The sequence below is a fragment of the Synechococcus sp. Cruz CV12-2-Slac-r genome, assembly GCF_024346075.1.
Taxonomy (GTDB): Bacteria; Cyanobacteriota; Cyanobacteriia; order PCC-6307; family Cyanobiaceae; genus Synechococcus_D.
The window spans coordinates 1-7,618 of record NZ_JAGQEK010000082.1; the positions used below are offsets into that span (position 1 = coordinate 1).

General features: G+C 53.6%; 11 protein-coding genes. 6 read left to right on the forward strand and 5 right to left on the reverse strand.

The window, feature by feature from the left end; all coding sequences use genetic code 11:
- Positions 1-205: sulfur carrier protein ThiS (gene thiS / locus KB557_RS07460; RefSeq protein WP_255132843.1), on the reverse strand; the 205-nt coding region annotated here is incomplete at its 3' end.
- Between the two features lie 3 nt (positions 206-208).
- Complete coding sequence (locus KB557_RS07465; RefSeq protein ID WP_255132845.1) at positions 209-1,249, reverse strand: thiamine phosphate synthase; 1,041 nt, start codon at positions 1,247-1,249, stop codon at positions 209-211.
- Positions 1,250-1,309: 60 nt separating this feature from the next.
- On the opposite strand from KB557_RS07465, the gene KB557_RS07470 reads away from it, so the two are divergent.
- Positions 1,310-1,450, forward strand: coding sequence for a hypothetical protein (locus tag KB557_RS07470; RefSeq protein ID WP_255132847.1), 141 nt, complete (start codon positions 1,310-1,312; stop codon positions 1,448-1,450).
- Here KB557_RS07470 and KB557_RS07475 read toward each other — a convergent pair.
- Positions 1,447-2,385 (reverse strand): bifunctional riboflavin kinase/FAD synthetase, encoded by a 939-nt coding sequence (locus tag KB557_RS07475; RefSeq protein WP_255132849.1) that lies wholly within the window; start codon positions 2,383-2,385, stop codon positions 1,447-1,449. The genes KB557_RS07470 and KB557_RS07475 overlap by 4 nt on opposite strands.
- A gap of 59 nt (positions 2,386-2,444) precedes the next feature.
- Between KB557_RS07475 and KB557_RS07480 the strand changes: the two genes are divergently transcribed.
- Entirely contained in the window at positions 2,445-3,002 is a 558-nt protein-coding gene (locus KB557_RS07480; RefSeq protein ID WP_255132865.1) for a DUF3611 family protein, read from the forward strand.
- Here the strand turns inward: KB557_RS07480 and surE are convergent.
- Positions 2,976-3,770: a 5'/3'-nucleotidase SurE gene (surE, locus tag KB557_RS07485; protein ID WP_255132851.1), complete on the reverse strand. Its 795-nt coding sequence runs from the start codon at positions 3,768-3,770 to the stop codon at positions 2,976-2,978. The two genes, KB557_RS07480 and surE, sit on opposite strands and share 27 nt — an antisense overlap.
- A 26-nt stretch (positions 3,771-3,796) precedes the next feature.
- Between surE and pheS the strand changes: the two genes are divergently transcribed.
- From pheS to KB557_RS07505, 4 genes are read left to right on the forward strand one after another with little or no spacing between them, the layout of a single operon-like run.
- A complete protein-coding gene (pheS, locus tag KB557_RS07490; RefSeq protein WP_255132854.1) occupies positions 3,797-4,804 on the forward strand; it encodes a phenylalanine--tRNA ligase subunit alpha in 1,008 nt (335 codons plus the stop codon).
- A gap of 1 nt (position 4,805) precedes the next feature.
- Positions 4,806-5,717 carry an NAD(+) kinase gene (locus KB557_RS07495; RefSeq protein ID WP_255132856.1) on the forward strand — a complete coding sequence of 304 codons (912 nt, stop codon included), beginning with the start codon at positions 4,806-4,808 and terminating at the stop codon, positions 5,715-5,717.
- Positions 5,718-5,720: 3 nt separating this feature from the next.
- The gene (locus KB557_RS07500; protein ID WP_255132858.1) at positions 5,721-6,413 is read left to right on the forward strand and encodes a winged-helix domain-containing protein; all 693 of its coding nucleotides are present in this window, start codon (positions 5,721-5,723) and stop codon (positions 6,411-6,413) included.
- The gene (locus KB557_RS07505; protein WP_255132861.1) at positions 6,410-6,874 is read left to right on the forward strand and encodes a DUF192 domain-containing protein; all 465 of its coding nucleotides are present in this window, start codon (positions 6,410-6,412) and stop codon (positions 6,872-6,874) included. The genes KB557_RS07500 and KB557_RS07505 overlap by 4 nt, the downstream gene beginning before the upstream one ends.
- Here KB557_RS07505 and cbiT read toward each other — a convergent pair.
- Positions 6,837-7,618 (reverse strand): precorrin-6Y C5,15-methyltransferase (decarboxylating) subunit CbiT (gene cbiT / locus KB557_RS07510; RefSeq protein ID WP_255132863.1); only part of this gene is annotated, 782 nt, incomplete at its 5' end. The two genes, KB557_RS07505 and cbiT, sit on opposite strands and share 38 nt — an antisense overlap.

Genomic DNA, 7,618 nt, shown 5'->3' on the forward strand with positions numbered 1-7,618 from the left:
CCCCACCCACAATTGTGACCACCTCCAAGCGATCGCCTGCCTTGATCTTTTGTTGAGCCCATTGGCCACGTGGCAACAATTCAGCATTCAATTCCACCACCACCAGCCTGGGCTGATAACCCTTCTGGATCAAAAGATCCGGCAGTAATAAATCAGCCCCACATTCGCACTGCTCACCGTTTAACCAAATCAAGCAATTAGTCATAATTTAATAACTCCTATTTATCAATTTAAGTAATTCCTTTGTAGCTGCACCTGGATCAGCGGCCTCCATCACAGCCCGCACCACAGCAAAACCAGCTGCTGCGCCAGCCTCAGCTATTACAGGCTGCAAATTGCTCAGATCAAGGCCGCCAATCGCAAAAAACGGCACCTGAGCATTGGCAGCGGCTTGTTTTAAATAACTAAATCCAACTGCCGGCCTTCCAGGCTTAGTGGGGGTGGTGTAAATCGGGCCAACACCGAGATAATCGCAGCCAGCATCTTGTGCTTTTTGTAAATCATCAAGGCAATGGCTACTTACACCGATCAAGCGATCAGGCCCGATCAAACGACGCGCCAGAGTAATTGGCAAATCCCCCTGCCCGAGATGCACACCATCAGCTTCCACTGCTAAAGCAATATCAACTCGGTCATTAACGATAAACAGAGCGTTGTAGCGATTACACAACTTCCTTAAGGCAAGCGCTTCTTGATATCGCTCACCATCAGCACTGGTTTTACTGCGATGTTGCACTAACCGCACCCCCTCCTGCAGGGCTTGCTCCACCACCTCAAACATTTGGGGCACCTCAGAAGTGATCAAATAAAGCCTCGCTTCTCGCAAACGTTGGCGGCGGCTTTGATCAGCAAGCAACTGAGTTTCTAAATCGTATAAGCGATACCTACAGGTTTCAGCAATGGCCGCAAGATCAGGATTGCTTGCTCTGCCGAATTCCTCTAATACCCGCAGCGCTTCTTGGGCCCGAGCGCAATTTGCTGCTACCACCGCTTGAGGATTTAAGCGTTCTGCCTGGGCCGGGTGAGCTAAACCAGCCGCTCCATCGCTTGCAGTGTGGCGAGCTTGGCGGTATTCAGGCAGATGGCAACGCCCCAACTGTTGGCGCAAATCCTTCAGTGGTTCCACCAAATCTCTGCGATTTAGGCCAAACCTGGCCCAATCCTCAGCCACCCTCAACCCCTCGCGGGCACGGTCTAAATTTGCATCGAGCAAACGCAAAACAACCGGATCAATTGAGCTGGAGGTCAAAACAGATCAAACCATCTCGGCATTCCCTCTTTAGCCTAAAAATTCACCTGCATCTTTGTGGTGGCAGAAGAACCAAAACCGCTTCCCCAATATTCCAGTTCCGATAACCCCACCGCGGTATTGATCTGGGGTGCTGTGCTGCTTGGCGGCATCGGTGCCTTCATCGCTTGGGGCCTAACCCACGCCTATCCCAGCACCTAATCAACATTGGGGTTAGCAGCGAGATAAGTAGTTGCTGCTGCTGCATCTTTTGCAATTTGACTGCTCAAAGCCTCTAAAGAATCAAAAGCGCACTGGCCCCGCAACCATTGTTTTGGCTCCACGCTGAGGATTTCGTTGCCGAGCTGTATATCCATACCCAGCAGATGCACCTCAACAGCAGAAGGAGCATTGGGATCAATAGTGGGCTGGCGGCCTAAATTCATCACCGCTGCCATTGGTTTGGCATCAAATCGCCGCACCCAAGCGGCATAAACACCTTCTTTTGGTAAACATTTGCGGCCATCCACCTGCAAATTTGCAGTGGGCCAACCCAAGCCGCGGCCTAACCCTCTGCCCTTCACCACCTTGCCTTCAAAAAGGTATGGCCGCTGCAATAAACGCACCACTTCCTGCAAATCTGCTGCTGCAAGCGCGAGGCGAATGCGGCTACTGCTTATTCGCTGGCCTTGATCGTCTAACAGGGGCACCACTTCAACTAAAACGCCAGCTGCCCCAGCTAGCCGCTTTAAATCTTCAGGGGCACCACTGCGCTGGGCGCCAAATCGAAAATTTTCACCGATCGCAATTACTTTTGCGCCCAACTGCTCAAGCAACACTTGCTGCACAAATTGCTGCGGCGTTAATGCCGCCAGCTTTTTATTAAATGGCACCAAAACCAGCTGGCGAATGCCTAACTGCATGAGGCAATCAAGCTTTTCTTCTGGCAAATCCAGCCGCAACCTTGGTTCACCCGCCAGCACCTCCCGCGGATGAGGCCAGAAAGATACAACTGTGGGAACTAATTCCGGTTGCAGCTGGGCTAGCTGCAACGCTGCAGCAATTACGCGGCGATGGCCAGCATGTACTCCATCAAAACTGCCAAGTGCAATGGCCGTTGGGGTATCAGCTTCCTGGGGGGAGCGTAAAAAAATCAAGGCCAACGCCCGTGCCAGATCTATCCTCCCATGGCAACTTGGGGTATCGCAAAGAAACCATGGCCGATCGCCTTGATTTGCAGCGCCTGGCCTCTGCCTTTCGCGCTATGGGCTGGCTGGCCTTTTGGAGCCAGTTGGCTATGGCGGTGGTGTGCGCTGGGGTTTTGGCCTTTAACAGCATCGGCAGCGATTTAATTCGCAACCGCGATCGGGCCATTGGCCTTGGCCCTGGTTTATCGCTCACAACCCTTGCTTTATTGGTTTTGGCTTGGAGCATTTGGCAAGACTGGGGACTAATCCGCCTTAGCCGTGCACTTGCTGGTGGCACCACCGCAAGACCATCAAAAGCAGAAACCACCGCTCAAGTGAAACGCCACTTGCTAGCAAGCCTTGGTGGCGTAACCCTTGCGGCAATTGGTTATCAGGCATTAGCGGGCAGCCTCACCTTTCAAGCCTCGATACAGCAACCCGGCTTTGCAGGGAGCGGCGGCATGGGCAATAACGCCATCACCTCCTTAGAAATGTTTTCGGTGATGGCCAATACCCAAGCCCTCACCGCACACCTAATCGGTTTATGGATCAGCCTTTGGTTATTGCAACGCATCCAACGCCGTTAAGGCAATTGGTGGAACTGGGCCACGCCAAAACAATTCCGGCTGCAGCGGGGTGAGGGCCATTCCACCTGCTTGCACTTGCGCCACATCAGTGGGCCAATCGCGGGGGCCTGCTCCAATTGCATCCACATCGTTGAGCACCTCACCCGCCAACCAGTAATAGGTGCGGCCGCGAGGATCTAAGCGTTGATCAAATTGATCGATGTAACGACGCACTGCCGGCCGGCACCAACGCATGGCCCCGATCTTTTCTGCAGGAACTGCAGGCACATTCAAATTGAGCAATAAACCTTCAGGCCAGCCAGCCGCCAGGGCATTTTCAGCTATTTCCAATGCTTTTTGGGCTGCCCCATCAAATTGCCGCCAATCAAAACAAGCACTACTAACCGCCATGGCAGGCAATCCCTCCAGGGTGCCTTCCATCGCTGCGGCAACAGTGCCGGAATACATCACATCAGAGCCAAGGTTTGGGCCGTGGTTGATGCCACTAAGCACAAGATCAGGTGGTGCCTGCAAAAGCATGCCCAGGCCCAGTTTCACGCAGTCGGATGGTGTGCCACTGCAGGCCCAGGCTTCGATGCCAGCGCCAAACAAAGCATCGGCTCGCTCCGCCCGAATTGGGCTCTGCAGGGTGAGCCCATGGCCTGTGGCGGAACGTTCCTGATCTGGGCACACCACTGAAACCTGATGGCCGCGGCAAGCTGCTTCCTTTGCTAGTGCTTGGATACCTTCGGCAAAAACGCCGTCGTCGTTACTGATCAGGATGCGCATAAAGTTATGAGCTCTGCTTTTAAACCGTGGTAACCGGCCTCAATTTAGAGGACATCACCGCTCAGCTTTGTGCTCTAGAAGCAGAAGCTGCTGCCGCCATCACCGCCGCAGCTAGCAGCGCAGCGTTGGAGCAATTGCGAATTGATCTGCTGGGCAAAAAAGGCAAGCTTTCAGCGGTGCTAGCGGCCATGGGCAAATTACCTGGGGAGCAGCGCCCCTTGGTGGGCCAACGGGCAAATGTGCTGAAGGAACAATTACAGAGCCTGTTGCAGGAAAAACTGCAAAAACTGCGCCGCGAGTCAATGGCCAGCCGGATTGCCAGCGAAACCATCGATGTAACGCTCCCCCCCAGTTATGTGCCCCCAGGCCATCGGCACCCCTTGATAAGCACCACAGATGCGATTGTTGATATTTTCTGCGGCCTTGGTTACAGGCTCGTAGCAGGGCCTGAAATTGAAACAGATCACTTCAATTTTTCTGCCCTAAATATCCCGCCAGACCATCCAGCAAGGGATATGCAAGACACATTTTATTTACCTGGTGATCGCTTATTGCGCACTCACACTTCACCTGTGCAGATTCGTCATCTAGAAGCGAATCCCCCGCCGGTGAGGGTGATTGCCCCAGGGCGCGTTTATCGCCGTGATGCCGTTGATGCCACCCATTCACCCGTATTTCATCAGGTAGAGGTGCTAGCAATTGATGAAGGCCTGGATTTCAGCCATCTGCGGGGCACCGTTACCCATTTCCTAAAAGCTTTTTTTGGTGATCTACCTGTGCGATTTCGCGCTAGTTATTTTCCCTTCACAGAACCCAGCGCTGAAGTGGATGTGCAATGGCGGGGTAGATGGTTAGAGGTGATGGGTTGCGGCATGGTGGATCCAGCAGTGCTGGAGGGGCTTGGGCTTGATCCAGAACGCTGGAGTGGCTTCGCTGCAGGGCTTGGGGTGGAGCGTTTTTGTATGGTGCGCCACGGCATAGACGACATCCGTAGGCTGTTTACTAGTGATCTGCGCTTTTTAGAGCAGTTCTGAAATGTCCTGCGCTGGATTAATCGTTAACGACGGCAAGGAATTAGCTGTTGAAACGGCGGATCGCATTGAATCGCGCCTGAAGCATGCCGGCTGGGAAGTGGTGCGCGTGAGCAGTGCCGGGGGGATGGTGGGTTTTGCTAACCCTGATCAACATCTGCGCATGCTCGGTTATGCCGCCTGCGTGCCGGCGAATTTCAACAGGGAAATGTCGTTGGCTTTTGTGCTGGGCGGCGACGGCACGGTGTTATCAGCCGCTCGCCAAACCGCACCGGTGGCGGTGCCGATGCTCACAGTAAACACTGGCCACATGGGCTTTTTAGCAGAAACCCACCTTGATTATTTGGATAGTGCCCTCGATCAGGTAATCGCTGGCCGCTGGAGCGTGGAAGAACGCAGCATGGTGGTGGTGAGCGTATTGCGGGGCGATCAAAGGCGCTGGGAAGTGCTGTGTTTAAACGAGATGGCTCTGCATCGGGAGCCATTAACAAGCATGTGCCATTTCGAAATCGCCATCGGCCGCCATGCCCCAGTGGATATTTCAGCTGACGGAATTATTTTATCTACCCCAACTGGCTCCACCGCTTACGCCTTAAGTGCTGGCGGACCTGTGATTACACCCGATTGCCCGGTGCTGCAACTCACACCGATTGCACCCCATTCACTTGCCTCAAGGGCTTTGGTTTTTAGCGATAGTGAACCTGTAACGGTGTTTCCCGCTACACCAGAGCGTTTGATGATGGTGGTGGATGGCAGTGCTGGTTGTTATGTGTGGCCGGAAGATCGTGTGCTGATCCGCCGCAGCGATGAACCAGCCCGTTTTATCCGCCTTCAAGATCATGAATTTTTCCGGGTGCTTGGCGAAAAACTGGGCTGGGGCTTACCCCATGTAGCAAAACCAGCCCTGCCGGATTAACGCATGGGCGTGCAGCAAACCCTGCTGCTGCTTGGCACAGCAGCGCAACAATTAAAAGAACGATTAGAAGCCTCTGGATACCTCACCAGCAGCTGGAGCTTGGAGCAAGCCAGCCAGAATTTGCAGGCCGGCGGCTTATTTGCTGGGGTGTTGCTATCTGGTGAAGCAATCAAGTTTTGTGTTGCCCTACGACAGCACTACGGAGATAACAACGGGCCCGCCTTAATGCTGGAGGCCCATAGCAATAACCTTGCTGCCCGCAGCCTTTGCCTTGAACTGGGGGCCGATGATTTTTGGCTCGCTGATGCTCCCCCTAGCGATCTACTGCGGCGTTTGCGTCAACAAATCCAACGCCAACAGCCAGCTGCCTCTTTTAATCCAAATCTACTTTCGCTTGCTGAGCTAGTTCTTGATCAAAGCGAAAAGCAGGCTTTTCGCGGAAACCGCAATCTAAATCTCACCGCTAAAGAATATGATCTATTGCTTGTATTATTTAAACAGCAAGGTGTATGCGTGAGCCGCAAACAAATTCTTGAACAGGTGTGGGGCCTAGCTGAAACCAGCGAGGCAAACATTATTGAGGTTTATGTGCGCTACCTGCGGCGTAAATTAGAAGCTGATGGTGAGGGGCGTTTAATTCATACAGTTCGGGGCCATGGCTATTGTTTACGCACTAATGGAGCGCAGAAATTATGAAGCCAGCTCTGATCAAAGGCAGCTTGCTAACTGCTGCATTGCTGTCTATTGCTTTATCGCCAGCTGCATTAAATGCAAATACAGCCCAATACCTCCCAACGGAAGCTCAATGGTGCCTAGCCAAAGGTTGCATTGATCTAGAAATACCCAAAACCTATGATCAATACATTCAAGGCTTAAGGAATCGCCCTGCCCTTGGCCCCTGGCGTGGAATGTGGTTTCGATTTGCAAGTGCAAAATTAGTGGCATTTAACATGTACGAGTGCGCATCTTTAGATTTAATATTTATCCGAGATGGAAAAGTTGTTGAAGTAAAAGCAAATCTACCTCCATGCTTAAAATTACCTTGTGCTCAAATTATTCCGATTGAACCTGTTGATGAAGTGATCGAATTACAGGCAGGCCGCGCAGCGGCATTAGGCATTAAGGCCGGAAGCCCCGCAATACCAAAACTGGATTAAGCGGCGCCAAGCGAGTGCCATCAGCAAGGGGTGCACCACGCCAGGCTTGATGTTGTGTGATTGATACTTGGCAGCCGGATTTCTCTAAAAGGGGCCGCAATTCAGCAAGCGCCTCCAGGGTGGCAAGGGGTATTAACACCACACCTCCAGGTAGCAAGCGGGCTAGCACCGCCGCCAGGATTTCGGCCCGCAGGCGGCCACCACCGCCGATCAACACCCGATCGGGATCCGGCAGCTGGGCCAGGGCTTTAGGGGCACTAGCCTCCAGCACCCCAGCGGGCTGCACCCCCAAACGGCGGGCATTGGCTTCTATCAATGCAGCGCCGCCGCCCCTGCATTCCAAAGCCCACAGCTGCAAACCAGGCCGCAGCCGCAATGCCTCAAGGCCAACGCTGCCCACACCAGCACCGATATCCCAAAGCACTCCCTGGGCCGGCAATTGCAAATCAGCTAGCAGTTGAATGCGCACCTCTCGTTTGGTCATCAAGCCGGGGCGATCGGCCTGCTGCAGAAACAAGCCATCCTCGAGGCCAAAAAGGGGCAGCATCGCAGCTTCAATTTCAGCTGGCGGCTCTGAAAGCAACAGCACCAAGTGGAGCGGATCAAGCTCTTTAGGCAGTGGATCGCTGGGGGCTAGGCGTTGCAGCCGTTGCTGCGGATGGCCTAATTGTTCACACAACCAAAAGCCGTAGGCGGCCTCCAAGCCGGAGGCGCGCAGGATCACCCGCACGCTTTCGGCGCCGC

Excerpts from the sequence above, each read along its gene's own strand:
- KB557_RS07480 (WP_255132865.1), top strand. The coding sequence starts at position 2,445 with ATGGCCGATCGCCTTGATTTGCAGCGCCTGGCCTCTGCCTTTCGCGCT.
- KB557_RS07495 (WP_255132856.1), top strand. The coding sequence starts at position 4,806 with ATGTCCTGCGCTGGATTAATCGTTAACGACGGCAAGGAATTAGCTGTT.
- surE (WP_255132851.1), bottom strand. The coding sequence starts at position 3,770 with ATGCGCATCCTGATCAGTAACGACGACGGCGTTTTTGCCGAAGGTATC.
- KB557_RS07505 (WP_255132861.1), top strand. The coding sequence starts at position 6,410 with ATGAAGCCAGCTCTGATCAAAGGCAGCTTGCTAACTGCTGCATTGCTG.
- KB557_RS07500 (WP_255132858.1), top strand. The coding sequence starts at position 5,721 with ATGGGCGTGCAGCAAACCCTGCTGCTGCTTGGCACAGCAGCGCAACAA.